This is a genomic window from Brevibacillus sp. YAE8, from assembly GCF_057543335.1.
Genome location: NZ_BAAIYG010000003.1, coordinates 385,155 through 409,629, shown reverse-complemented (window position 1 = coordinate 409,629; position 24,475 = coordinate 385,155). Strand labels below are relative to the sequence as shown.

Sequence of the window (24,475 nt, the reverse complement as noted above, 5' to 3'; positions counted from 1 at the left end):
ACAACCAAAAAAACCGCCTCCAGTCGTTGCTGGGGCGGTTTTTTATCTATAGGCAAGGCGTCCGAAAGCAATGGAAACCTGCAAGTTCTCAGGGGCAGACTCTACCATCAGAATAACCGATCGCAAAGAAAAAGTCTATTCATTTTTCGCGATTTCCCTTATATTTTTGAAGCTGTCAACGACGGTTTTACAAAAAAAGGGAGGGAACGAGATGAAGGAACAAAAGCGTCAGGTGAATCTGGTGACGGCAGGCTTGCTGCTTGGTCTGGTGTTGGCGTCGCTGGATCAGACGATCGTGGCCACGGCCATGCCGACGATTACAAAAGAATGGGCAGGATTGTCGCTCTACAGTTGGGTGTTTGCGATCTACATGCTCGCTTCGACGATCACGATGCCGATTTACGGAAAGCTCGCCGATTTGTTTGGCACGCGGATTGTCTATTTGAGCGGGTTGGCGCTGTTTTTGGCGGGGTCGCTCTTGTGCGGATGGTCAGGCTCGATGATGGAGCTGATTACCGCCCGGGGAGTGCAAGGCTTGGGGGCCGGGGCTTTGCTGCCGATTGCCTTTACGATTGTCGGCGAGCTGTACCCACCCGAGCAACGCGGAAAATTCCAGGGCTTGTTCGGAGCGGTGTTCGCTTTGGCGAGCATGGTCGGTCCGACGCTGGGAGGGATCATAGTGGAGAAGTGGGACTGGGGCTGGATTTTCTTTCTCAATCTGCCGATCGGCATTCCCGCCTTTCTGCTCATCGCACTGGCGTGGCGCGGGAAAACGATTCGCGACAAAAAGCCGCAGATTGACTGGTACGGAGCCATCAGCCTGAGCGCCGCTGTCCTTGCGATTTTGCTCGCCCTGGTGATCGGAGGGGAGCGGCATGACGCATGGGGCTCATGGCCGGTTCTCGGCTTGTTCGGTACGGGTCTGCTTTTGACGGGGCTGTTCATCTGGGTTGAAAGCAAGGCGAAGGAGCCGCTTTTGCCGCTCTCGCTGTTTCGGATTCCGGCCATCGGCTTCGGAAATATCGCAGGCTTTTTCGTGAGCGCAGCGCTATTTGGTGCCATTGCTTACATTCCGCTGTTCGTCCAGGGCGTGCGCGGAGCAAGTCCGGCGGAGGCGGGGTATATGCTGACACCGCTCATGCTGTCCGTGGCAGTGTCTTCTGCCATTGGCGGAAGGCTGCTGGCCAAAGCTTCGTTTCGCGCGATTCTGGTTCCGAGTCTGGTCTTGATAGCGATTGGCTTTTACCTTTTAGGCCAGCTTCAGGCAACCACGCCAAACAGCCAGCTTTTGGTTTCCATGATCGTGACGGGGCTTGGGATGGGAGCAGTCTTCCCGGCGCTCGGTACAGCAGCCCAAAGTGCGGTTCCGCCCGAGGCACGCGGCGTCGCCATGTCGACCTCGCAATTTTTTCGCTCGATTGGCGGGACGATGGGCATCAGCGTATTCGGAACGATTTTGGCGTGGCGCATGCAGGCGGGGATGAACGAGGTGAGCGGTATGGCAGACTCCACGCTGTCTGCTGAGCAGCTTGCCGCCCTTGCCGATCCGAAGCTTCTGCTGGACGAGCAGCTTCGCAGTGCGCTTGCGCCCGAGTCGCTCGCGGCCGTACAGCACGTATTCAGCGAGGCTTTGCACGGCGTGTTTTTCTCCGGGATGCTGCTGATTTTCATCAGCCTGGCTGCCAGCATGCTGTTGGGGAGGGCGCGATTGATCGAAAAAGAACCCCGCCGCTCGCTTTCAGCAAAAGACAGGGTTCCCAAGGCGTGAGGCCGTTACGATTTTTGATTCATGGCTTGCGCGGCCATCCGCACCATTTCCTTTACCATGCTGCCGCCCAGCCTGCCGCCGATCCGGCCTGCGTCGTGTGAGCTGAGCTGGCCGTTGTAGCCGCGCTGCAGCGGGACGTGAAGCTTGGAAGCCACTTCATACTTCGCCTGGTTCGGATCGGCGACATGGGCGACTTGCGCTTTCAAGGCATCGAGCCCTGCTCTGGCACCTGGGACGAGAGGACGTTTTCGTCTGCTCATGGATATCACCTCTCGCCTTAGCGTGCCCAACTAGACGAGTGCCTTGCGCAACGTGAAGTCCGTCTCCGGGTAGTAAGTGTTGGCAACGAGCAGGTTCGGCCCGGCGCATTTGGCCGCGGGACAGAAGCAGTTGATCTTCTGGTTCAACGAATGGCGCTGCCAGGCGTCAAACATATGTTGAAGCTGAGCGTCCTGGATATTGCCGAGCGGCTCGACATCGCCGAAGTCGGTCACGATCACATCGCCCGTAAAAATGTTGATATTCAAGCGATTCCGACCATCCGGATCATTGCGGGTGGTCACATTTTTCGCTGTTCGCAGTCTTTGGATCAGCTCTCGGTCTGCCGGATCAGGGCTGCAGGCGAAAAAGGGGAGAGTCCCGAACAGCATCCACAAGTTTTCGTTGCGAATGTCGAGCATCCGGTGAATCGCCTGGCGCAGCTCATCCAAAGACAGCACGTTCAGGTCGCGGGCAAAGTCGCTGGCGTACATCGGGTGAACCTCGTGCCTGCGGCTGCCCATTTCCTGAATTTGCCGATGCAGTGTATCGAGCTTCGGCCACGTCCGATGATTGAGCATCGTCTCCGCGGAGACGAACACGCCTGCTGCAGCGAGCTTGCGGGAATTTTCCATGATGCGCTCAAACTGCGCTTCTGCCTGTTTGATTGAAACCGTTTGCCTTGCTTTTGCGTAAACAATATCATGAAATTCCTCTGGCGTAGACCAGTTCCAGGAAATGTGCATCACATCTATGTAAGGCAAAATCAGCTCGTAGCGGGAAAACGGCATGGACATGTTCGAGTTGATCTGTGTGCGCAGTCCGCGGTCTGCTGCGTAGCGCAGGATCGGCAGGATGACTTCCTTTACAGTTCGTTCGCTGTACATCGGTTCCCCGCCTGTTATACTTAGCGTAAGCAAATCCTTGGCTTCGTCCAGACGGCGCAGGATCAGATCGACAGGCAGGGCGGGATCGTCTTTATATCGCAATGTATCGCCAACCGCGCAATGCTCGCAGCGGAGATTGCACAGATTCGTTACCGTAAACTCCACGCTGGTAAGCTTGTAAGCGGGCGGTGTCGCATTAAACAACGGCTCCCATGGATCGTGTATCGGTGTGATTGGTGTTGTTGGAACCATGCGGATCAATTGTGGAAACCTCCTTCATTCTGCGTACAACTCAACCTATTATAACGACATTAGAGCGGAAGGAGAATAGCTAACGGCATGATTATGGGGATGTCTTTTGGACGCGGTGTGCTTTTTCATGATCGAAACGTGCTTGCTTGTGCCGAAGTAAAAGACGGCGTCATCCATATGTGGGCGGAAAAAATTACGCTCAAGACGATCGGCAAGCTGTGGTATCGGATTTTTTTCTCCTTTCCCTGGTATTATCAGCTTTTTCATCTGCTGCTTGCCTGCTATGTGGTCGCAGCCCTGGTCAATCCGGCGTGGGCGGTTATAGATCCGCTGTGGGTAGCGGTTTACATCGGCGGCTTTCATTTTGTTTTTCCAAAAATGATGAAAAAGTTTCACGGTGCAGAACATAAAGTCTTTAGCTATACAGGCAAAAAATCGCTGGCGGCCTTGCCGCAAATCGCCAAAGCCGATATCGTCAACGACGGCTGCTCGACCAATCTGGTCGTCTGGTTTTTCGTCGGATTTTTGCTCTCGGTCTGGTTTTTGCCGCTGGAGTGGAGCGTTGTCTGCGGCGTGGGCGGCCTGTTCGTCGGGATGTTTGGGGATCGCTACGTGCGCAAATATTGCGGCGTGCTTTACAAGCTGTCCGCTTTTTTTCAGAAGCACTTCACGACAAAAGAGCCGGATCGCCTGCACCTGGAGACGGCGATTCGTTCCTATATGCTGTTTGAGCATATTCGCGAAGTGGAGCGGCAGCGCTCCGCCTGAACACGAGCGGGCGGGCAGGAAAAGAGCAGAGTGTCCTTTTATGAATACGCTGCTCTTTTTTTATCCATGTCAGGAGTTGCCAAAACAATTGCGCCATTTCCTTTGTTTTGGTAAAATTTCCAATACTCGTTCGCTCGCGGGCTTTTTTTGTGAAAAAATGGACGAGCGCAGCAGAGTTTATCAACTCCAAACAGAGAGGGAGGGGCAGCATGCGAATCGAAAAGCGCGATTTTACCGTCAATGGGCTGACTTACACGATCCGCTCCGCAACGGATCAGGACGCGGGCGAGCTGTCCGCGCTGCGGCTGCAAATCGACGGCGAGACGGAAAATCTGGACCGGGAAAAAGGCGAAGGCTACATCGACGAAGCCGGGTTCAGCGAGCTGATTCGCGCCGACTCCGCGAGCAGCCGCAACCTGTTTCTGGTGGCGGTGGCAGAGGGGCAGATCGTCGCGTTTTCGCGCTGCGCAGGCAGCCCGCTGAAAAGATTCGCGCACAAGGTGGAGTTTGGCGTAGGAGTCCTGCAAGCTTTTTGGGGATACGGCATCGGGAAACATTTGTTGCAGGAATCAATCGCGTGGGCGGATCGAACTGGCGTGAAAAAAATGGCGCTGCACGTCCTGGAAACGAATGAGAAAGCGATCCGGCTGTACGAGCGGCTTGGCTTTGAAGTGGAGGGCGTTTTGAAACAGGACAAACTGCTTTCCGACGGCAACTACTACAATACGATCGTGATGGGCAGATATCGCGACTAAAAAAGGTCGAGGGCACGGATGTCCTCGACCTTTCGTCTCTATGCGCTACCGTTCCAGCGGGCTTTCTTCCAGCTTGCGGTACATTTTTCCTTTGTCGACGTAAGACTGGCGGATGCGCACCAGCTCTTTGAAGTCTGCTTCGGTCAGCTCCCGCTTGATCTTCGCCGGGTTGCCTACTACGAGCGTGCGGGGCGGCACTTTCATGCCGGGCGGGACGAGTGCGCCAGCCGCGACCATCGCTTCCTCGCCGATCTCGGCGCGGTCCAGCACAATCGCGCCCATGCCGATCAAGGCGCCGCGGCGGACGATGCAACTGTGCAGGACGGCATTGTGTCCGACCGTTACCTCGTCTTCGAGAATCAACGGGTTGTTCGGGCTTTGGTGCAGCGTGCTGTTGTCTTGCACGCTCACTCGTTTGCCGATGATGGTCGGCGCGATGTCGCCGCGAATGACGGTGTTGTACCAAATGGAAGAATCCTCGCCGATTTCCACGTCTCCCGACACGACGGAGCCTTTGGCGAGGAAAACAGTTGGATGAATGTTGGGCTTGATGTTTTCGAACGAAAGCAGTAGCATAATAACCTCCTGGTCAGTGAGTATGCGGGCAATTTGCCTCTTGCGGCCGGGGATGGAGAATGGAAAAACGCCCCGTGACAGGATCGCAATCGATGACAGTCCCAAGGAGCTTGTCTACGTCTTGCGGCTGGTAAAAAAAGCGGACTTCGTTGATGACCTGGACCTGATCGTGCTTTTCCGCTTCGGTGATGGCAATGCTGTAGGTAAAGCTGCCGCAGCCTGTCGTTGTAGGAACGAGCCTGATCCCCAGCTTGTCTGCGTCACGCTCTTCCGCGATCATCAGGGCAAGGCGCGCTGCCGCCTGTGGGGTAATGGTTATCACGGTCAACCCTCCTTGTCGCTTCTTTCATTGTACTACAGGTTGGCAAAAGGATCGAATGGGAACGTTCCAGTTTCTGCTGGTTGACCGCACATTAGCTGTATGATAGAGTATGTAGTACTGATTCTGAAATGCAGGAAATGCGGGTAGCCGCTGCCGCAATCGTCTCGGCGATTGGCGGTAGAGGAAAGTCCAGGCTCGCCCAAGCTGAGATGCTTGGAGTGTTCGTACCTGGCGCAAGCCAGGGCAGTGAGGCGCAAGCCTCGCTGACGGCGTGGAAAGGGCTCTCTCTGAGGCCCGAGTACGCTGAAAGTGCCACAGAAACGTAGCTTTTCTGGCGACAGAAAAGATGGAACGCGGTAAACCCTGCGAGCGAGAAACCCAAATTTGGTAGGGGAACCGTCCTGAAGGAATCAAACGGAAGGGACGGATGGTATCTTCGGATGCCATAGATAGATGGCTACCGCTCTTGGTGCGAGGGATACGTCCCGCTTGCAGCACGGGAGAGACAGAACCTGGCTTATAGCATTTCCTGCTGGATAGGATAAGACAAAACCGCCTGATTTTTAGGCGGTTTTTTTATATGGACCGACTCGCAAGTGCAGGCCGCGGCGTTTTCGGTAGCGAAAATGCTCACCACTCATGCTAAAATACATAGAAAAGTAATGTTACGCGATCTGGTTACATGGATTTAGAGCTTGTGGCAGCTTGCAGCGAACAACCAAAAAAAGCAAACGACGAAAGAGGGACTACCGTGACTTTTACGACAGAGGAAAATGGCGTATTTCCTGCCGTCTGCTCCCTGGATTGCCCAGATCAGTGCGGACTGTTGCTTCACAAGCAGGATGGCAAGTTGGTAAAAATCGAGGGCGATCCGAACCATCCGGTGACGAGAGGAAACATTTGCAACAAAGTGCGCAACATGGCGGCGCGCCTCTACGATCCGAAGCGGCTGGCCTATCCGCTCAAGCGAGTCGGGAAAAAAGGCAGCGGCGAGTTTGTCCGCATCACCTGGGAGGAAGCGATCGAAACGATTGCTTCGCGCTGGCGTACCTTGATTGATGCGGACGGCCCCGAGTCCATTTTGCCGTACAGCTTTTACGGAAATATGGGCCGGATCAATGTGGAAGGCATGGATCGGCGCTTTTTCCACCGCATGGGTGCGAGCATTCTCGACCGCACGATTTGCAACAGCGCAGGAGCGGTCGGCTACAACTTCACGATGGGCGGCGCTTTCGGGACCGACCCTGAGGACACGGTACACGCCAAGCTGTTCATCATGTGGGGCATCAACACGGTCAGCACGAACATGCACCAGGTCGTGCTTGCCGAGCAGGCGCGGAAAAACGGCGCGAAAATCGTCGTCATCGACGTCCATAAAAACCAGACAGGACGCTGGGCCGACTGGTTCATCCCGATTTTGCCCGGGACCGATACCGCCCTGGCGCTCGGACTTATGCACGTCCTGTTCGCAGAAAACTTGGTCGATTCCGCCTTTTTGCAAACGTACACGGTCGGCCACGAAGAGCTAAGGGAGCACGTAAAAGCGTACGACCCGGTTACCGTGTCCGCGATTACGGGCGTCCCGGTTGACGATATTTACAAGCTGGCGCGCTGGTACGGGCAGACGTCGCCAGCCTTTATCCGCATCGGCAACGGCATTCAGCATCACGACAACGGCGGCATGTGCGTGCGGACGATCGCCTGTCTGCCCGCGCTCACCGGACAGTGGCTCGTGCGGGGCGGGGGCGCGATCAAGGGCAACAAAGGATTTTTGGAGCACAACAAAAGCGCGTTGCAGCGGCCGGATTTGCTCGCCGACAAAAACACCCGCGTCATCAACATGAACGAGCTGGGCAAAGCGCTCCTGGAAGCGAATCCACCTGTGAAGTCGCTGTTTGTGTACACGAGCAACCCGGCGATTGTCGCTCCGGATGGCAACAAGGTCAGACAAGGGCTTGCGCGGGAAGATTTGTTCACCGTTGTCCACGATCTGTTTTTGACCGAGACGGCTCGCTATGCCGACATCGTGTTGCCCGCTACGTCCTCGTACGAAAACATGGACTTTTACACAAGCTACTGGCACCACTACATTCAGTTGCAAAAGCCGGTTCTCGCCCCGTATGGCGAGAGCAAGTCCAACACGGAACTGTTCCGCTTGCTCGCTGCTGCCATGGGCTACGACGAGCCTGCCTTCCGCGATTCCGACGAGGAGATGATTCGCCAGGCGCTGCAGGGGCACGGCAATCCGCATCTGGAAGGAATCGACTTCGAGACGCTCGCGGAACGAAACTTCATGAAGGCCAAGGTCGATTCGTACTTTGCCGGCCGCCTGGCAACTCCGAGCGGAAAAATCGAGCTGTACTCGCAGGCGATGGCAGACAGAGGCTATCCGGCCTTGCCGACATATACGCCGCTTCTGACGGACGACGCTTATCCGTACCGATTCATTCCCGGCCCGAACCATAACTTTTTGAACTCGACGTTTTCCAACAATGACAAGCACGTCAAGATGGAGAAAATTCCTCGCCTGCATATGAACAGCGCGGATGCGCTCGCCGCCGGGATTGCGGATGGGGACACGGTGCGCGTCTGGAATGAGCGGGGAGAATGCGAGCTGGTCGTATCCGTCGGCGAAAATGTTTTGCCGGGCGTGGTCGTCAGCCAAGGCTTGTGGGCAGATGCCCCGCAGGCCAAGCATTACGTGAACGCGCTCACCCCTGATCGGGTTGCCGACATGGGTGGCGGCGCGACCTTTTTCTCCGGGTGTGTGGACGTTGTGAAGCTCGCCAAATAAAAAGGGCGTACTAGCATAAGCCCTTCTCCATACGGTTTATGGAGGAGGTGAAATCGTTGGATGAATGGCGCATGTTCAAGCAGTTTATCAGCTCGGCCGAGCAAGTCTGGACACAGATCGCCACGTCGCCGCGAGGAAAGGTCGTCTACACCGTAAATGGCGTCGATTACACGCCCTTGCCCGACAAATACAACACGAAGCGGAAAATCTCCCGCATCTTTCGCAGGTATTGGGGCAAGCAACTGACAGAGGCGATGATTCGCAACCTCCGCCTGCGGATGCTAAAAGGAAAGCTGTGTATCCCGTATGGCGCGGTCCCGCCGTTTCCGAACACGGTACAGTCTGTACAAGTCAAAGCGAACTGCCCCAACCAGCGAGTGGTGGCAGCGATCCTCGTCGGGGGAGAAAAGAAGACGAGAGTGGATTACCGCTTGATCCGCGCGGGAGAAACCGATGCGTTTACGATCATGAAACGATCCGGCCGCGAAGGTGACGTGCGATACCGTCCGCCTGCCGCCGCTTTGAAGGCGACGCCGAAGCCGGCGCCGAAGCCCGCCGTCAAGTCCGTCGCGAAGCCAGGGCCGAAGCCGGTCTTGCACCCTGCAGCGAAGCCCGAGGCAAAGCAGGCCAAAAAGAAAAAGAGCAAAGGAAAGAAAAAGCTCCTCAAAACCCCATAACCATGGGGTCGAGGAGCTTTGCTTTTGCACGGTTGCCATCGTTACGCTACGCCTTGATCGTGACCTTGTATTCGCGCAGCCAGTAGTCTAGCTGGCCCAGGTAGGCGAAAAGCTGCGGCATGCTCATGAGCTGACCGAAGAACGGTATGCTGGAAGCCTGGGCGTCCGACTCGGCAATTTTGCGAATGACGGGGACATCGACCAACTGCAGCAGCGGCGAGCTCGGGTCGTTCAAAATATCAAGCAGCCAGGTGCGGACGGCTTCGGTGTAGGACGGGTTGTGCGTTTTCGGATACGGGCTTTTTTTGCGGTACAGCACTTCGTCGGGGAGAATGCCTTCCATCGCCTTGCGCAAAATCCCTTTTTCGCGATTGCCGTACGTTTTCATTTCCCAGGGGATATTCCAGACGTACTCGACGATCCGGTGGTCGCAAAAAGGCACGCGCGCTTCCAGGCTGGCCGCCATACTCATCCGGTCCTTGCGATCGAGCAGCGTATTCATGAACCACGTAATATTGAGGTAAAACATTTCCCGGCGGCGTGCTTCCAGCGGGTCCTCACCCGGCAAGTGCGGCACTTCGTCGAGCGATTCCGCATAGCGCATCGCGACGTATTCCTCCGGTTTGACCCAGGCTCGCAGCTCGGGCGCAAGCCACGAGGCCCGTTCCTTCACCGCCCGCGACCAAGGGAAGGTCCCGGCGGTAAGCAGCTCCTCCCGGTGAAACCACGGGTAGCCGCCGAACACTTCATCTGCGCATTCGCCGGAGAGGACAACCGTCGTCTCTTTTTTGATCTCGCGGCAAAACAGGTAGAGCGAGGCGTCCACGTCCGCCATCCCTGGCAGGTCGCGGGCGAGCGTTGCTGTTTTCAAGGCATCGATCAGCTCAGCCGTATCCAATTCGATCGTATGGTGCGCGGTGCCCAAAAATTTGGAAACGAGCTGCACATACGGCGCATCCTCGTTCGGTTGAAAAGCGCTCGCTTTGAAATGCTTGTCGTTGTCTACATAGTCGATGGAGTAGCTGTGGAGCGTTCCGCGGCCTTCTTTTTTGAAATAGTCGGCGGCCACAGCCGTAATGACGCTGGAGTCAAGCCCGCCGGACAGGAGGGTCGCGACAGGGACGTCCGCTACCAACTGGCGCTGGATGGAATCGACGACGAGCTCTCTGACGCGCGCTGTCGTCGTGTCCAGGTCGTCGGTATGCGGACGGCTTTCCAACTGCCAGTATCGCTCCTGTTTGACCCGGTCGCGCGTGACGGTGAGGAAGCAGCCCGGACGTACTTCGTGCACGTTATGGAACACGCCATGGCCCGGCGTGCGCGCGGGGCTGATGCCAAACACTTCCGCGAGCCCTTCCCGCGACAGCTCCGGCCGTACATCGGGGTGGGCCAGCAGCGCTTTTAATTCGGAGGCGAGCAAAAACGAGCTGCCTCTCTGCGCGTAAAACAGCGGCTTGACACCCAGTCGGTCGCGTGCGACAAACAATTGCTGTGCCCGATCGTCCCAGATCGCAAAAGCGAAAATACCGTTCAGCTTGGAGAGGCAGTCCGTGCCCCATTCCAGATACGTGTGCAGCAGCACCTCCGTATCAGAATGGGACTGAAAAGTATGGCCGCAGGCGAGCAGCTCCTGCCGCAAGTCTTCCGTGTTGTACAGCTCCCCGTTGTAAATCATCGTGCAGGCATGTTCGCTTTTGAGAGCCGTCATCGGCTGTTGCCCGCCTGCCGGGTCTACCACGACGAGGCGACGATGACCGAGGGCGGCCCGCGGAGTCAGCCAAAACCCGTCGGAGTCAGGCCCGCGATCCGTGAGGCACCGGGTCATTTTTTGCAGTACCGGACGCTCCTGGGAAAGGTCCTTTTCCCAATCAATCCAACCTACGATTCCACACATGTTTCCATCACCCTTCCCATGAAGCATTGCACACTCAGCGTATGCAAAACGCCCAGCTTGATTGTCTGTCCAGCAGGGAATTCGAAATAAATGCGGAATTTATAGAAGATTTCAACACAAACAGGAGGAAGCCGTGGACAATCTCACGCTGCTGCTCATCGAACGGATGGGCATTCTCTTGACGCTCGGGTTTATCCTGACGCGGATTCCGCTGTTCCGGCAGCTTTTGGACCGGGAGCTGCACCTTGGAACCTCCATCGCTTTTTCGATGATGTTCGGCTTGTTCGGCATCGCGGGCACGTATGCGGGCGTGGTGGTGCACAAAGACGGGTACATCCCGGGCTTTTGGATTTTTTCGCTTGCAGGAGAGGAGATCGTTGCCAATTCCACGCTGGTCGGCGTCGTGATCGGAGGGCTTCTGGGCGGGCCGATGGTCGGGTTGGGAGCGGGGATTATTGCAGGCCTGCACTTGAATCAGTTGGGCGGTTTTGCCGCGGTTCCCATGGGCTTGTCCGTTCCGCTCACAGGGCTGTTGGCAGGTTATGTGGCGCGGTTTTTTTCGCAAGAACGGGTGATCTCGCCCTCCAAAGCGCTGTTTATCGGCATGTTTGCTCCCGTGATCCAGATGTCGCTGCTATTGATTATGTCAGGACCGCCGGAGCTGGTTCGCACGATGGTCAATGTCATTGGCATTCCGATGGTGCTTACGAACAGCATTTCGATTGCCATTTTTACGACGATGATTCGCGTCGCCCTGCAAGAAGAGGAGCGCTCCGCTGCGTTGGAGGCTGAGCGTGCGTTCACGATTGCTCAGCGTATTTTGCCGCAGTTGAAAATGGGGCTGACGCCGCAGACAGCGCAAGCAGCGGCGCTCGTGCTGCAACGCGAGGCGAAAGCGATCGCAGTAGCCGTGACGGACCGGGAGCGCGTACTGGCCCACGTCGGCGCCGGGGCCGACCATCACTTGCCCGGAGAAACGGTTCAGAGCGATCTGGAGCAGCGCGTGCTGGCCAGCGGCTCGATCGACAAGGGCGTGGGCCGGGAGATGCTCGGCTGCAAGCGCAAGCAATGCCAACTGCAAGCCGCCATACTCGTTCCGATCAAAGAAGGGGGAAGCGTCGTCGGCTTAATCAAGCTGTATTTTCGCCGTCCCCAGCAAATCGGCAAAGTTCAGGAGGCGCTGGCAAAAGGGCTTGGCAACCTCATCTCCAACCAGTTGACGCTGTCGCTCGCCGAGCAGATGAAAGGGCTGATGAAGGACGCGGAGCTGCGAATGCTGCAGGCGCAAATTCACCCGCACTTTTTGTTCAACACGCTCAATTCGATCGTGACCTTGATCCGGATCGACCCGCAGCTCGCCCGCCATATGACCATTCAGCTTAGCGTGTTCATGCGCTTCAATCTGAAGCTCACGTCGAGCACGCTGGTCACGGTCGGCCAGGAGTTGGAGCATCTGCACGCTTATTTGGAGATTATCCGCATCCGCTTTTCCGAGCAGTTCGCCGTGCATACGTCCGTTGATCCCGGCGTGGAAGACGCGCTCATGCCGCCCGGCACCTTGCAGCCGCTGATTGAAAACTGTATTCACCACGGCTTGCGCGACATGGGGGCAGGCGGGGAAATCAGCCTGCGCGTAAAGCGGCAAGGCCATGCCATCGTGTTTACGATCGAGGACAACGGCCGAGGATTCCCGGAGGAACTGCTTCCGCTCCTGGGCAAAATTCCGATGGAGCGCAAGGACGGAAACGGCATCGGGGTCCACAACGTCAACCAGCGGCTCATCAGTTTGCAAGGCCCGGATGCGCAACTGCATTTTGCCAACAGGCCAGAAGGCGGCAGTTCGATCACATTTGCGATTCCAATCAAAAAAGAGGTGAGTGCCTGATGCCGATTCGTATCATGATTGCAGAAGACGAACGACTTGCACGTGAAGAGTTGAGCTATTTGTTGCAACAGGAAGGGGATGTCGAGCTGCTTCCCTACGCGACCAACGGCCGGGAGTTGCTGGAAATGGTCGACGAGCACGAGCCGGACGTCGTTTTTCTCGATATGAAAATGCCGGAGCTGGAAGGGGCACAGGCCGCGAGAATGCTGGCCGCCCGCAAGCCGCAGCCGCTCATCGTCTTCTGTACGGCGTATGAGACGTTTGCCGTAGACGCCTTCAAGCTGAACGCCGTCGATTATTTGCTGAAGCCGACGGAGCCGAAGCGGCTGGTGGAAACGATGCAGCGCATCCGCGAGCGGCTGGTCAAGCCTAGGCAGGAGCCGGCTGCTCCCAAGCGCTCCAAGCTGATCGTGGAGGACAACAGCAGGCTGGTCGTGATCGATCCGGCCACGATCGTCTACGCTGTGCGAGAAGAGAGGCTCGTGCGCATCATTACCCAGACCGACACGTATTCCACGCGGATGACGCTGACCCAGCTCATGGAAAAGCTTGCCGGCTACGATTTTTTTCGCACGCACAAAAGCTACCTGGTCAACCTGCACTATGTGAGCGAGCTGGAGCCGTGGTTCAACGGCGCCTACAACCTGCTATTGAAAGGAGAGGCGAAGACGCGCATCCCGGTGTCCCGAACCTCGGCCAAAGATTTGCTGAGACGGCTCGAAGAATGAGGCGCTTGCAGATCGCGATGCAAAATCGGCCGTTGGCGCACGCCCCCAGACATCTTGCGCGAAAAGCCACACGAACAAAAACGGATTCCCTACAATAGAGGAAGCGCTTACATTTTTGTTTGTAGAGGGGGAGGTTCCAATGAGCAAGCCGCTTTCGGTGCCAAAAGCACAGAGCCAGAAGCAGGATAGCAGTGATTACACAGCGATCATCCAATCAGACACTTTCAAGGAGCTGTTGCGCAGCAAACGGGCGTTCATCCTGCCATCTTCCATTTTCTTCTTTGTCTTCTACTTTACTTTGCCGATCTTGACCTCCTATTTCACCGTGCTCAACCAGCCGGCGATTGGAGCGATTTCGTGGGCGTGGGTGTTCGCCTTTGCCCAATTCATCATGACCTGGGGCCTCTGTATTTTATACACCAAACGGGCCGCGCGCTTTGACGAGCTGGTGGAGAAAATCAAGCGGGAGACAGGGGGCGGGGGCAAATGAATGTAACGGCATTTTTACTTTTTTTAGGAATTGTCGTGCTTACGCTGGTGATTACGTATTACGCTTCCAAGCGGACGAATACGACCAGCGAGTTTTACACCGCGGGCGGTGGGCTGACAGGGTGGCAAAACGGGCTGGCGATTGCGGGCGACTACATGTCTGCCGCTTCGTTTCTCGGGATTGCCGGAATGATTGCATTAAGCGGGTTTGACGGCTTTTTTTACAGCATCGGCTTTCTCGTCGCCTACCTCGTCGTGCTTTACTTGGTAGCGGAGCCTTTGCGCAACCTCGGCAAATACACGATGGCGGACATGATCGCTGCGCGTTTTGACAATAAGCAGGTACGTGGTGTGGCTGCACTGAACTCCATCGCCATTTCGATTTTTTACATGATCGCCCAGCTCGTAGGGGCGGGGGCGTTGATTAAGCTATTACTCGGGCTGGAGTACACGACCTCTGTTTTGATTGTAGGGGCGCTGATGACGGTCTACGTCGTGTTTGGCGGCATGACGGCAACCTCGTGGGTGCAAATTGTCAAAGCCGTGCTGCTCATGGTCGGCACGTTCATCATCTCGCTGATGGTCTTTGCCAAGTTTGATTTCAACCTGATGACGATGTTTGAACAGATGAAAACGGCGACGCCGCTCGGGGAGCAGTTCCTCAATCCGGGCAACAAGTTCAAGGTCGGGCTGGATACGATCTCGCTCAACCTGGCGCTGGTGCTCGGAACGGCCGGGCTGCCGCACATCCTGATTCGCTTCTTTACGGTAAAAGACGCGACGACTGCCCGCAAGTCCGTCGTCTACGCCACCTGGATTATCGGCCTCTTCTACATCATGACGATCTTCCTCGGCTTTGGCGCAGCGGCGTTTGTAGGAGCGGAAAACATGGATGCGGCCGGGAACATGGGCGCTCCGCTGCTCGCCCAGGCACTCGGCGGCAACTTCCTCTTTGCCTTTGTATCCGCCGTTGCTTTCGCGACGATTCTCGCCGTCGTGGCCGGATTGGTGCTGACCGCAGCCTCGGCGTTTGCCCACGATTTTTACGGCCACGTCATCCGCCAGGGCAAAGCGACGGAAAAAGAGCAAATGAAGATGGCGAAATGGGCTTCGGTAGGGGTTTCGGTCGTGTCCATCGCACTTGCGCTGTTTGCCCAAAATTTGAACGTGGCGTTTCTCGTCGCGCTTGCCTTCGCCGTTGCGGCCAGCGCCAACCTGCCCGTCATTTTGTTCACGATCTTCTGGAAACGGTTTAACACAACAGGGGCGGTCAGCGGCATGCTGGTCGGGCTGTTCAGTTCGCTGATTCTCGTGGCTTTGAGCCCCAACGTCTGGAATCCGGTTGCCGGAAAAGCGATTTTGGTCGGAGAAGCGTTGTTCCCGCTGCCGAATCCGGGAATCGTCTCTATCCCGCTCGGGTTTTTGGCCGCCTGGATCGGCACGCTGCTGTCCAGCTCGCGCAACGACGCGAAGTACGACGAAATTTTGGTGCGGGCGAACACAGGAATAAAGGACTCGGCGTAGAAGCAAATACGCAAGGAAGCTCCTGCCAGGCAAAAAGGCTCAGGGTGATCCCTGGGCTTTTTCGTTTGGCGCGGGGAAAGGAGAGCGGGTCCGTGACGACGATCATTTTCTTTTTGGCTGTCATAATCGGGACGATGGCGATTACGTATTCGGCTGCCAAGCAGACGGGAACGACCAGAGATTTTTACGCCGCCGGCAACCGCCTGACGGGTCTGCAAAACGGCATTGCCATTGCGGGCGACTACATGAGCGCGGCTTCGTTTCTCGGCATCGCCGGGACGATTGCCATGTACGGCTTTGACGGCTTCGTGTACGCCATCGGTTTTTTTGTCTCCTATCTCATCATTTTGTTTCTGATCGCGGAGCCGTTGCACAACCTCGGGCGCTATACGCTCGCCGACGCGATTGCCGTCCGCTTCGACAGCTTGTGGCTGCGCGGGGTGGTCGCGTGTACGACGCTGTTGATTACGATTTTTTACATGATCGCGCAGCTCGTCGGGGCAGGGGCGCTCATCCACTATTTGCTCGGCGTCCACTACGATACGGCGGTCATGATCGTCGGCAGCCTGATGACGTTTTACGTCGTCTTCGGCGGGATGGTCGCGACCTCGTGGGTGCAGATTGTGAAGGCGATTTTGCTGCTGACGGGGACGCTCATCCTCAGTCTGATCGTCTTTTCGCGATTTGGCTGGAGCCTGTCGGAGATGTTTTCCCACGTCAGCACGATTACGCCGTTGCAGGAGCAATTTTTGCATCCGGGCAACCAGTTGAACGATCCGCTGGAGACGATCTCGCTGCATCTCGCCCTGATTCTCGGCACCGCCGGGCTGCCGCACATCATTTCCCGCCTGTTTACGGTCAAGGATGCGGTGACCACCCGTTCCTCGATCTACACGGCTACGTGGGTGATCGGCGCGTTTTATTTGCTGACGATTTTTCTCGGCTTTGGCGCAAGCGCCTTCGTCGGCTATGAGGCGCTGAAAAATGTCGGCTTTGGCGGCAATCTGACCGTGACGCTGCTCGCGGATGCGCTCGGCGGCGAATTTTTGATGGCCTACATCGCTGCAGTCGCCTTTGCCACGATTTTGGCCGTGGTGACCGGGCTGGTGCTGTCCGCCTCGTCCGCTTTTGCCCATGACGTCTACAGCCATCTGATCCGGCGGGGGCTGGCGTCGGAAAAAGAACAGGTCGCGATGGCCAAATGCTCGTCGGTTGCCGTCGGATTCGCTTCCATCTGGCTGGCTATCGGCGCGGAAAAGATGAACGTCGCGATTCTCGTCGGTCTGACCTTTGCCGTCGCCGCCTCGGCCAATTTGCCGCTCTTGTTGTTTACGCTGTACTGGCGCCGCTTTACCGTGCGCGGGGCGATTTGCGGCGTGTTGACGGGGCTGATCGCCTCCGTCGTACTCGTCGTGGCCGGACCGACCGTGATGAATCCACAGACTGGCTTCATTTTGGCCGAGCCGATTTTTCCGCTGACCAACCCCGGCTTGATTTCGATTCCGCTCGGGTTTTTGGGCGCTGTGCTCGGCACGCTGCTCGATTCCCGCAAGCCTGACGCTGAAGCGCACTACGACCGCGTGCTGCTCCAGGCATTGACGGGCATCCGCACTTCGCAGGCGCGGACAGCACGCCAAGCGGATTCTGCATAAAAATTTGTTCCTGCTCCACCCTATAGGGGGAAGGAGGAGAGACAATTTGGGCCAGAAAAAGGAAGCAGATGCCGTTTCCACCGATCAGCCCGACGTGTACGAGCGGGCGCGAATCGCGTTGAACGAGTTGATCGCAGAATTGTGTGATGCCTTGGGCGAGGACGACACCGAATCGTTCAAGCGAAAAGGCTACGAGATGATCGGGCACTATTTTCGCCAACCCGTCAATACGGGCGATCTGACCTTGATCGTCGCCTCGGTGCTTTCCGACATTTTGTACAAGCTGGAGATGACCCAGCAAGGCGATGACGTCTCCATGGTGCGCGACGAGTACAGCGTCATGAAAAAAGAAGAGTAGAAACTGGCGACCCCGTGCAGAGGGTCGTTTTGTCTTTGTGGGCGGCTGTGTCATTTGATTCCGCCCGATCCGACGAGGTCGATGTTCACCTTGATTTGCCAGTCGAGCCGGGGATAGATCGCTTTCCATCTCTCCCAGTCTTTTTCCCGCTCGTAGTGGGTAGCCCGATAGCGCAAGCCAAACCCGATCGGATCGACGCCAAGCGTCTGCAGCTTTCGCAGCACGTGGTGATAGCGCTTTGTCCCTTCGCTGAGCCAGCTTCCGACGATTACGGTCCCGATCCCGAACAAGGCGCCATGTAATCATGGCGAATAAATAGGAAATGCCCAAGTAAATGAGCAGAAAAATATACACGACCCGTTCGATAAAGGCGTATTTCAAGCGAATCGCATCCGCAGTGGAAACCCATGTGAAAATATAGTTGTTCACGCCGTCCGTTCCCAAAATGCCGATCGGGACAAAAAACGCGGTAAACAGGATACTGAACCCGATACAGGGGATCGTCCAGCGGTGCTTGAGTATTTGGACACCGGAAAACGCGCGGTTGAAAATCGACAGGCTGATGTATCCCGTCACCGCATACGTCGAGACGGCGAGGCTTTTCCAACTGGGAAAAATCCACGTGTAATCAATCATCGCCCTTACTTCGTCGAAGTTCATGTTTGGGTTCGTGTACGCCTTGACAATTGAAAACAGCAGGAGCGGCACGTTCAAAATCAGAATCAGCTCCGTGCTGTACAGCACCGTTTTCGAAGCTTGCAAGGCGCCGAAGCTCGCTACCGCAACAAATAGAATCAACAGTACGTACACCGGAGTCTCCGGGCTTAAATAGCGGGACACGATGAAGGCGTAGTTAATCAATACGAGCGCTCCCGATATAAACGACGCGCTGCCCAGAAGCAGCAGCGCCGGAATCGCAATGGCCCTGGGCAACGCGTGCCGCAAGATTTCCGGCAACCCTTGGCCGCGAAACGTCAGCATCGAGCTGGTAAAGATGTACATGAGGATGTCCCCGATGATCGGGCCGAGTGCCAACGATAAAATCGCGCCGTCATACCGCTCTCTATACGCGATTCTCCGGCACGACACCCAGGGCAAACACCCTGGGTTTTTTGTTGCCAACGTGAGCAGGCGGGGTGTAAAGCTGCAGCTCGTGCGCCCGGACAGCGTCTGCGTAAAAATGTATAATCCCCCAGCGTTACGACAGAATAACTTCAGAATAGAAAGGGTACAGGCATTTTATTTACCTTTGTTTGCTTTGTGTACATACCAGAATGTTCTTTATTTTGTGGAGGGATGGCAAAATGGACGAGCGATCGTACACGATTCAAATCAACGACGAAATGTACCCCGCCGTGCAAGGGCAAACGATTTTGGATGTGGCAGAATCCCATGATTGTTATATTCCTCATATCTGCAAACATCCCAATCTGATGCCGATTCAGACGTGCGATACATGTATGGTGGAAGTGAACGGCCAGTTGGTTCGCTCCTGTGCAACGGGGAGCGAGCCGGGAATGATCGTCAACACAAAGTCGGAGCTGGCCAAAGAAGCGCAGTTGGAGGCGATGTCGCGCATTTTGCGCAATCACGAGTTGTACTGTACGGTTTGTGACAACAACAACGGAAACTGCGTCGTCCACAACACCGCCGAGTACCTGGAAATTGAGCATCAAAAATACGAGTTCAAGCCGAAGCCGTATCCCCCCGATCTATCCCATCCGATGTACCGCTACGAACCCGATCAATGCATCCTGTGCGGCCGCTGTGTGGAAGCATGCCAGGATCTGCAAGTCAGTGAAGTGCTTTCCATCGACTGGAACCGCGAAAATCCGCGCGTAATCTGGGACAACGATGTGCCGATCGACCAGTCTTCCTGTGTTTCCTGTGGGCATTGTGTCACCGTATGCCCATGCAACGCGTTAATGGAAAAATCCATGCTCGGCGAAGCCGGGTATATGACAGGGATTCCCGCCGATGTGCTGGAGCCGATGATTAACATCACCAAAGAAGTGGAACCTGGCTACAAAGAAATTTTTGCCGTATCCGAAATCGAGGCCAGCATGCGCAAAACCCGGATTAAGCGGACCAAAACGGTCTGTACGTATTGCGGGGTAGGCTGCAGCTTCGAGGTATGGACGAAAGGCCGCAAAATCTTGAAAATCGAGCCGCAGCCAGTAGCGCCCGTAAACGGCATCTCCACCTGTGTCAAAGGGAAATGGGGCTGGGATTTCGTCAACAGCGAAGAACGCTTGACCAGGCCGTTGATTCGCAAAGGCGACAAATTCGTCGAAGCGAGCTGGGAAGAAGCGCTTGGGTTTATCAGCAAGAAACTGAACGAACTGAAAGAAAAGTACGGGCCAGATTCGATCGGCTTCATCGCTTCCTCCAAATGCACCAATGAAGAAAATTACATTTTCCAGAAGTTCGCCCGCTCTGTCATCCAGACGAACAACGTCGACAACTGCTCCCGCTATTGCCAGTCGCCTGCTTCCATGGCGTTGATGCGGACGGTTGGCTACTCCGGCGACTCGGGAACGATTCAGGACATCGCCAGCGCCGGCCTGGTCATCGTGGTCGGGGCCAATCCGGCGGAATCCCACCCGGTGCTGACGACCCGGATCAAGCGAGCGCACAAGCTGTTTGGGCAAAAGCTCGCGGTTGTCGATCTGCGGAAAAACGAATTGGCGCAAAAAGCGAATTTGCATCTGCATCCGAAGCCGGGAACCGATCTGGTCTGGATTTCCGCGATTACGAAATACATCATCGACCAGGGCTGGGAAGCAAAAGAATTTATTCAAGCAAGGGTAAACGGCTACGAAGAGTTCGTCCAATCGCTGCAAAAGTTCACCCTTGAATATGCCGAAGAAGTGACCGGGTTGACAAAAGAAGAGCTGATAAAGCTGGCGACGATGATTCACGAAGCCGACGGCACGTGCATCCTGTGGGCGAGTTTGCCGAAGTGGTGCTGCCCGCATCGCCGAGTCTGGAAAAAGACGGGACGTTCGTCAACACGGAACGGCGGATTCAGCGGCTGCACAAAGTGTTTGAGCCGTTGGGCGAATCCAGGCCGGACTGGATGATTATTCGCGATCTGGCCAACACGATGGGCGCAAACTGGAACTACACGCACCCAAGTGAAATCATGGTGGAAGCAGCCAGCCTCGCTCCGATGTTTGCCGGAGTCAGCTACGAGCGGCTGGAAGGCTGGAACAGCCAGCTATGGCCAGTGAAGCCTGACGGGGAGGATACGCCGTTGCTTTTTACCGAGCGGTTCCCGTTCCCGGATGGAAAGGCACGACTGATTCAGGTTGACTGGCTGCCGCCGATGTTCGAGCTGACGAAGGACTTCGACTTGCATCTGAACAACGGCCGCCTGCTGGAGCATTTCCATGAAGGAAACATGACGTATAAAGCGACGGGAATTACCCACAAGGTTCCGAATCCGTGGCTGGAGGTTTCGCCGGAGCTGGCCGAAGAACGAGACATCAAGGACGGAAGCGTGACGACTGGATTTCCATCCCCGATTTACTCGGAACAGGAGGGCAAGCCGATGGCCAAAGCGATTACAAACATTGAACGGTACATTCCCACGCCGGAGGAAGAAAAGCAAAAGGCGATCCATCAGGTGCTGGATGCGGTGAGCGAAAACCACCAGGCGCTGATTACGTTGCTCGATATCGTGAAGGAATTGCAGGAGATTGGCGTCTTGGACATCGTCCAGGGAGCGCTGAAAAATCGGCATGACATCGGGGTTATCGCCGTGTCCCAGCTCAACCAGCCCGGCATGCACCGGATCATGAAAAACGGGATGAACGCGCTACAGTTTTTGGGCAATCTGGAGCCTGGCAAGCTGCAAAACATCTTGAACGCCGTCGATCATGGAATCGTGCGGTTAACGGACACGAAAAGCGAGAAACCGATGGGCCTGATGGGAATGGGCAGGGCGATGATGGAGCCGAACGTCACCCTCGCGCTTGGCTCCATGATTAACTTTTTGCGCGGAATGGGCGAAGGCATGCAGGAAGCCGAGAAGCACGTTCATTGACCGCGACAGCAAGGAGGCGCGAGAATGCATACAGACAAAATCCCCGTGCAGGGAATGAAGGATGAAAACGACGCGGAAAAAGTGAGCGCTGCCCTGCACCGCGTTTGGGGCATCCAGCAGGCGGAGGTGAGCCTGGCGAAAGGCGAAGCGCTCGTTTCCTACGATGAAAAGGCAGCGTCGCTGGTAGATTTTCAACAGGTGATTCGCGATTTGGGCTATAAAGTAGCCGGGAAATAAACAGGAAATTGGGAGGCTGATCGCATGTCCAGACTGTGTGAAGTGTGCGGACGCGCAGAAGAAGAGGCTGCCAAGGAGCAAGAGGCGGATACCCGAGCCGCGCAGCAGATGACGATTCTCCATGTGTGCGAAAGCTGCATTGCCGACCGGCAGACGAGCAGGGACGACCGAATGCTGCTAAGGAGGAAAGCGGATGGATTTGGCGTTGCAAAGCAGAATTTTATTCGGACTTACGTTAGGGTTTCACATCATCTATGCCACCATCGGAGTGGGAATGCCGTTGTTGCTGTTGCTGGCTGAAACGATGGGGATTGTGAAAAAAGACCAGCAGTACAGGCTTTTGGCGCGCAGGCTGGCCAAAGGGTATTCGATCACGGTTGCGGTTGGCGTCGTGACGGGGACGATCATCGGCCTGCAATTGTCCCTTCTGTTTCCGGGGTTTATGAAAATCGCGGGGCAAGTGATTTCTCTGCCGCTATTTATGGAGACGTTTGCCTTTTTCTTTGAAGCGATTTTTTTAGGGATTTACCTGTACACGTGGAGCCGGTTTAAAAAGCCGCTCTTTCATTTGCTCGTCTTGATTCCGGTCGCGATTGGCTCTGGCCTGTCCGCCTTTTTCATAACGACGGTAAATGCGTTCATGAATACGCCACAAGGGTTTACGATCGAAAACGGAGCGATTGCGAACATCGAGCCGTTAAAAGCGATGTTCAACCCGGCGACGCCGACCAAGGTAGCGCACGTACTCACGTCTGCGTACATGACAACGGCTTTCGTGATCGCCGCCATTGCGGCCTGGTTTATTTTGCGGGGCCACCGCAACGAGTACTATAAAAAGGCGTTGCGACTGAGCATGACGGTAGGACTGATTTTTGCAGTGGCGACGGCCGTGGTGGGCGATCTGTCGGGCAAGTTTCTCGCTGCCTACCAGCCGGAAAAACTGGCTGCGGCGGAATGGCATTTCGAGACGAAAACGCACGCTGACCTTCTGGTAGGGGGAACCTTGGACAGAACGACGAACGAGGTGAACTACGCCCTCCGATTGCCAAGCATGCTCTCCTTTTTGGCAACCGACAGCTTTCAGGGAGAGGTCACGGGCTTAAACGACATTCCGAAAGAAAACTGGCCTCCCTTAATCATTCATTACTGGTTCGACCTGATGGTAGGGATTGGAAGCTTCATGATTGTGCTTTCCTGTATCTTTGTCGCTTGCCGGATCTGGAAGCCGCAACTGGAATGGAACCGCTGGCTGCTCGGCCTGATCGTGCTCGGAGGCCCGTTGTCGATGCTTGCGATCGAATTTGGCTGGATTTTTGCTGAAGTAGGGCGGCAGCCATGGATTTTGCGCGGGTATATGATCGTATCAGAGGCGGCGACAACATCGCCAGACGTCGGGTCGATGCTTGTCCTGTTTAGTGTGATTTACGCTCTTTTAGGCATATTGACCGTGTATGTGCTGGTTCGAATGGCGCGCAGAAATCCGGTGGAGCCGCTACTGGATGCGAGGAGTGAGCAGACGTGACGACGGAAGGGCTTGGAATCTCCATCCTCTGGCTGTTTTTGTACGGCTATATCATCGTCGCTTCGATTGACTTCGGGGCGGGCTTTTTCTCCTACTACGGAAGGATCACAGGCAAAGGAGAAATCATCAACAAAGTGATTACCCGCTATTTGTCGCCGGTCTGGGAAGTGACCAACGTCTTTCTCGTGTTCTTTTTCGTCGGCATCGTCGGCTTTTTTCCGGAGACAGGCTATTTCTACGGGACAGCGCTACTCGTCCCGGCGAGCGTCGCCCTGGTCTTGCTGGCGATTCGCGGCTCTTTTTACGCCTTCAGCAAATACGGCAATCCGAGCAGCCACCTGTACCATTTTTTGTACGCGGCAACAGGCGTCCTGATCCCGGCTTCCTTTTCCACCGTCCTGACGATATCGGAAGGGGGATTTATCGAAATGGACGGCGGCGTCCCGCATTTTTTGCCCGGCAACCTTTTTTACAGCCCGTATTCCTGGGCCGTTGTGTTTTTGGCTCTCGTGAGTGTGCTGTTTATCAGCGCAAGCTTTTTGACCTATTACGCGAATCGGGCGGAGGACGCGCAGGCAGAGGGCGTGCTGCGGCAATGGGCGCTGTTTAACAGCTTGCCGACGATTTTTGCGTCTTTGCTCGTCTTTATGGCCTTGTGGAAGCATAATCCTGAGCATTTTTCTTCGCTCATGGACCATAGCATCTGGTTTATTTTGTCGTTTGGCTTCTTCTTGAATGCGCTGCGCTTATTGATCGTCAAAAGGGCATACGGCTGGATGTTCATTTCCGTCATGCTGCAATTTTTCACGGCGTTCTGGGGGTACGGAAAGTCCCATTTGCCGTATTTGCTCTACCCGTACGTCTCCTTTCATACGAGCGTCACGAATCCGACGATGGCCAAGTTTTTGGTCGCGGCTTTCATCGGCGGGATGGTGTTGCTTATTCCGTCGCTGTTTTTGCTGATGCGGCTGTTCATTTTTAACGCAAGATATGTGAAAGGCAAGGTGTGAGCAATCCTTCAACAAAAAGAGTTGGATTTTCGGGCGGTTTTGGTGCTATAATGAAGCTATAGTCGATCATT

General features: G+C 55.7%; 21 protein-coding genes, 1 other RNA gene and 2 pseudogenes. 17 read left to right on the top strand and 7 right to left on the bottom strand.

The window, feature by feature from the left end; all coding sequences use genetic code 11:
- The first annotated feature begins 211 nt into the window (after positions 1–211).
- Positions 212–1,768, top strand: a complete 1,557-nt coding sequence (locus AC27IT_RS07485; RefSeq protein WP_007785082.1) for an MDR family MFS transporter — start codon at positions 212–214, stop codon at positions 1,766–1,768.
- 5 nt (positions 1,769–1,773) lie between these two features.
- Here AC27IT_RS07485 and AC27IT_RS07480 read toward each other — a convergent pair whose 3' ends face one another.
- Together AC27IT_RS07480 and yfkAB are read right to left on the bottom strand one after the other, a co-directional pair.
- Entirely contained in the window at positions 1,774–2,028 is a 255-nt protein-coding gene (locus tag AC27IT_RS07480; protein WP_429776855.1) for an alpha/beta-type small acid-soluble spore protein, read from the bottom strand.
- 30 nt (positions 2,029–2,058) lie between these two features.
- Entirely contained in the window at positions 2,059–3,174 is a 1,116-nt protein-coding gene (gene yfkAB, locus AC27IT_RS07475) for a radical SAM/CxCxxxxC motif protein YfkAB (RefSeq protein WP_005832907.1), read from the bottom strand.
- A gap of 78 nt (positions 3,175–3,252) precedes the next feature.
- Here yfkAB and AC27IT_RS07470 point away from each other — a divergent pair, with 78 nt between their 5' ends.
- A complete protein-coding gene (locus AC27IT_RS07470) occupies positions 3,253–3,933 on the top strand; it encodes a DUF1385 domain-containing protein (protein WP_005832905.1) in 681 nt (226 codons plus the stop codon).
- 209 nt (positions 3,934–4,142) lie between these two features.
- Positions 4,143–4,688, top strand: coding sequence for a GNAT family N-acetyltransferase (locus AC27IT_RS07465; RefSeq protein ID WP_487091701.1), 546 nt, complete (start codon positions 4,143–4,145; stop codon positions 4,686–4,688).
- Positions 4,689–4,733: 45 nt separating this feature from the next.
- Here the strand turns inward: AC27IT_RS07465 and AC27IT_RS07460 are convergent, their stop codons facing one another.
- Together AC27IT_RS07460 and AC27IT_RS07455 are read right to left on the bottom strand one after the other, a co-directional pair.
- Positions 4,734–5,264 carry a gamma carbonic anhydrase gene (locus AC27IT_RS07460; RefSeq protein ID WP_007785089.1) on the bottom strand — a complete coding sequence of 177 codons (531 nt, stop codon included), beginning with the start codon at positions 5,262–5,264 and terminating at the stop codon, positions 4,734–4,736.
- 13 nt (positions 5,265–5,277) lie between these two features.
- Positions 5,278–5,586, bottom strand: a complete 309-nt coding sequence (locus tag AC27IT_RS07455; RefSeq protein ID WP_025848379.1) for a HesB/IscA family protein — start codon at positions 5,584–5,586, stop codon at positions 5,278–5,280.
- A gap of 135 nt (positions 5,587–5,721) precedes the next feature.
- Here AC27IT_RS07455 and rnpB point away from each other — a divergent pair.
- From rnpB to AC27IT_RS07440, 3 genes are all read left to right on the top strand, one after another.
- Positions 5,722–6,111: RNase P RNA component class B (gene rnpB / locus AC27IT_RS07450), an RNA gene on the top strand.
- Between the two features lie 226 nt (positions 6,112–6,337).
- Positions 6,338–8,380, top strand: coding sequence for a molybdopterin-containing oxidoreductase family protein (locus AC27IT_RS07445; protein WP_283859095.1), 2,043 nt, complete (start codon positions 6,338–6,340; stop codon positions 8,378–8,380).
- A 56-nt stretch (positions 8,381–8,436) separates the two neighbouring features.
- Positions 8,437–9,057, top strand: a complete 621-nt coding sequence (locus tag AC27IT_RS07440; RefSeq protein WP_005832896.1) for a DL-endopeptidase inhibitor IseA family protein — start codon at positions 8,437–8,439, stop codon at positions 9,055–9,057.
- A gap of 46 nt (positions 9,058–9,103) precedes the next feature.
- Here AC27IT_RS07440 and asnB read toward each other — a convergent pair whose 3' ends face one another.
- The gene (gene asnB, locus AC27IT_RS07435; protein WP_283859096.1) at positions 9,104–10,951 is read right to left on the bottom strand and encodes an asparagine synthase (glutamine-hydrolyzing); all 1,848 of its coding nucleotides are present in this window, start codon (positions 10,949–10,951) and stop codon (positions 9,104–9,106) included.
- A gap of 133 nt (positions 10,952–11,084) precedes the next feature.
- Here asnB and AC27IT_RS07430 point away from each other — a divergent pair, with 133 nt between their 5' ends.
- The 6 genes from AC27IT_RS07430 (at position 11,085) to AC27IT_RS07405 (ending at position 17,587) form a co-directional block, all read left to right on the top strand.
- On the top strand, positions 11,085–12,836 hold the full coding sequence (locus AC27IT_RS07430; protein WP_283859097.1) for a LytS/YhcK type 5TM receptor domain-containing protein: 1,752 nt from the start codon (positions 11,085–11,087) through the stop codon (positions 12,834–12,836).
- Positions 12,836–13,564, top strand: a complete 729-nt coding sequence (locus AC27IT_RS07425) for a LytR/AlgR family response regulator transcription factor (RefSeq protein ID WP_005832892.1) — start codon at positions 12,836–12,838, stop codon at positions 13,562–13,564. The genes AC27IT_RS07430 and AC27IT_RS07425 overlap by 1 nt, the downstream gene beginning before the upstream one ends.
- Positions 13,565–13,703: 139 nt before the next feature.
- Complete coding sequence (locus tag AC27IT_RS07420; RefSeq protein WP_283859098.1) at positions 13,704–14,054, top strand: DUF485 domain-containing protein; 351 nt, start codon at positions 13,704–13,706, stop codon at positions 14,052–14,054.
- On the top strand, positions 14,051–15,577 hold the full coding sequence (locus AC27IT_RS07415) for a solute symporter family protein (RefSeq protein ID WP_005832888.1): 1,527 nt from the start codon (positions 14,051–14,053) through the stop codon (positions 15,575–15,577). Before AC27IT_RS07420 ends, AC27IT_RS07415 begins: the two co-directional genes overlap by 4 nt.
- 134 nt (positions 15,578–15,711) lie before the next feature.
- Positions 15,712–17,229, top strand: a complete 1,518-nt coding sequence (locus AC27IT_RS07410) for a solute symporter family protein (protein WP_206699488.1) — start codon at positions 15,712–15,714, stop codon at positions 17,227–17,229.
- 46 nt (positions 17,230–17,275) lie between these two features.
- Positions 17,276–17,587 (top strand): hypothetical protein, encoded by a 312-nt coding sequence (locus AC27IT_RS07405; protein ID WP_025848392.1) that lies wholly within the window; start codon positions 17,276–17,278, stop codon positions 17,585–17,587.
- A 50-nt stretch (positions 17,588–17,637) separates the two neighbouring features.
- Here the strand turns inward: AC27IT_RS07405 and AC27IT_RS07400 are convergent, their stop codons facing one another.
- Both AC27IT_RS07400 and AC27IT_RS07395 read right to left on the bottom strand, forming a co-directional pair.
- Entirely contained in the window at positions 17,638–17,877 is a 240-nt protein-coding gene (locus AC27IT_RS07400; protein WP_035422680.1) for a Ger(x)C family spore germination C-terminal domain-containing protein, read from the bottom strand.
- An 88-nt stretch (positions 17,878–17,965) separates the two neighbouring features.
- Positions 17,966–18,589, bottom strand: a pseudogene (locus AC27IT_RS07395) (hypothetical protein); the annotation flags it as partial.
- Positions 18,590–18,891: 302 nt separating this feature from the next.
- On the opposite strand from AC27IT_RS07395, the pseudogene AC27IT_RS07390 reads away from it, so the two are divergent.
- The 5 genes and pseudogenes from AC27IT_RS07390 to AC27IT_RS07370 form a co-directional block, all read left to right on the top strand.
- Positions 18,892–21,029: pseudogene (locus AC27IT_RS07390) on the top strand (molybdopterin-dependent oxidoreductase); the annotation flags it as partial.
- Between the two features lie 111 nt (positions 21,030–21,140).
- Positions 21,141–21,635: a helical membrane plugin domain-containing protein gene (locus AC27IT_RS07385; RefSeq protein WP_487091719.1), complete on the top strand. Its 495-nt coding sequence runs from the start codon at positions 21,141–21,143 to the stop codon at positions 21,633–21,635.
- Positions 21,636–21,659: 24 nt separating this feature from the next.
- Entirely contained in the window at positions 21,660–21,872 is a 213-nt protein-coding gene (locus AC27IT_RS07380; RefSeq protein ID WP_283859100.1) for a heavy-metal-associated domain-containing protein, read from the top strand.
- A 193-nt stretch (positions 21,873–22,065) separates the two neighbouring features.
- Complete coding sequence (locus AC27IT_RS07375; protein ID WP_283859101.1) at positions 22,066–23,394, top strand: cytochrome ubiquinol oxidase subunit I; 1,329 nt, start codon at positions 22,066–22,068, stop codon at positions 23,392–23,394.
- Complete coding sequence (locus AC27IT_RS07370) at positions 23,391–24,404, top strand: cytochrome d ubiquinol oxidase subunit II (RefSeq protein WP_007785108.1); 1,014 nt, start codon at positions 23,391–23,393, stop codon at positions 24,402–24,404. Before AC27IT_RS07375 ends, AC27IT_RS07370 begins: the two co-directional genes overlap by 4 nt.
- The last annotated feature ends 71 nt before the right edge of the window (positions 24,405–24,475 follow it).

What these genes read in the sequence shown, in the direction of transcription:
- AC27IT_RS07485 (WP_007785082.1), top strand. Translation starts at nt 212, where the DNA reads ATGAAGGAACAAAAGCGTCAGGTGAATCTGGTGACGGCAGGCTTGCTG.
- AC27IT_RS07480 (WP_429776855.1), bottom strand. Translation starts at nt 2,028, where the DNA reads ATGAGCAGACGAAAACGTCCTCTCGTCCCAGGTGCCAGAGCAGGGCTC.
- AC27IT_RS07470 (WP_005832905.1), top strand. Translation starts at nt 3,253, where the DNA reads ATGATTATGGGGATGTCTTTTGGACGCGGTGTGCTTTTTCATGATCGA.
- AC27IT_RS07465 (WP_487091701.1), top strand. Translation starts at nt 4,143, where the DNA reads ATGCGAATCGAAAAGCGCGATTTTACCGTCAATGGGCTGACTTACACG.
- AC27IT_RS07460 (WP_007785089.1), bottom strand. Translation starts at nt 5,264, where the DNA reads ATGCTACTGCTTTCGTTCGAAAACATCAAGCCCAACATTCATCCAACT.
- asnB (WP_283859096.1), bottom strand. Translation starts at nt 10,951, where the DNA reads ATGTGTGGAATCGTAGGTTGGATTGATTGGGAAAAGGACCTTTCCCAG.
- AC27IT_RS07425 (WP_005832892.1), top strand. Translation starts at nt 12,836, where the DNA reads ATGCCGATTCGTATCATGATTGCAGAAGACGAACGACTTGCACGTGAA.
- AC27IT_RS07420 (WP_283859098.1), top strand. Translation starts at nt 13,704, where the DNA reads ATGAGCAAGCCGCTTTCGGTGCCAAAAGCACAGAGCCAGAAGCAGGAT.
- AC27IT_RS07415 (WP_005832888.1), top strand. Translation starts at nt 14,051, where the DNA reads ATGAATGTAACGGCATTTTTACTTTTTTTAGGAATTGTCGTGCTTACG.
- AC27IT_RS07410 (WP_206699488.1), top strand. Translation starts at nt 15,712, where the DNA reads ATGGCGATTACGTATTCGGCTGCCAAGCAGACGGGAACGACCAGAGAT.
- AC27IT_RS07385 (WP_487091719.1), top strand. Translation starts at nt 21,141, where the DNA reads ATGGCCAAAGCGATTACAAACATTGAACGGTACATTCCCACGCCGGAG.
- AC27IT_RS07380 (WP_283859100.1), top strand. Translation starts at nt 21,660, where the DNA reads ATGCATACAGACAAAATCCCCGTGCAGGGAATGAAGGATGAAAACGAC.
- AC27IT_RS07375 (WP_283859101.1), top strand. Translation starts at nt 22,066, where the DNA reads ATGGATTTGGCGTTGCAAAGCAGAATTTTATTCGGACTTACGTTAGGG.